1 pseudogene is annotated in these 272 nt (G+C 59.6%); it reads left to right on the top strand.

The features are described 5' to 3' along the window. Positions 1-90: 90 nt before the first annotated feature. A pseudogene (locus SB771_RS34550) lies at positions 91-272 on the top strand (hypothetical protein); the annotation flags it as partial.

The following is a 272-nucleotide window of genomic DNA, read 5'->3' as shown; positions in this document are numbered from 1 at the left end:
ATACGATGGATCCCATCTAAACATATAAGCTTCCGCCGGACTCGGCCAGCCTCTAACCTTCAGCCATGTCATCTCCACAAGGAAATAGTCATGGCGCCAGCCACTGATCTACTCGACGCGGCCGGTCCCGCTGTCCGACCGACGAGTCTTCCGCGCGCCATTGTGGCGCGTACCCAAGGGAGGCGCCATGGGCCGGTCACCCGAATCGTCAGCCCCGGCGACCTGGGCGAACTGATCAAGCCGTTCGTATTCCTGGACTACTTCGATTTCAC

This window comes from Burkholderia sp. SIMBA_051, from assembly GCF_046534915.1.
In the GTDB taxonomy this organism is placed as follows: Bacteria; Pseudomonadota; Gammaproteobacteria; order Burkholderiales; family Burkholderiaceae; genus Burkholderia; species Burkholderia ambifaria.
Note: the sequence above shows the minus strand (reverse complement) of the source record. Positions and strands in the feature narration are given on the sequence as shown.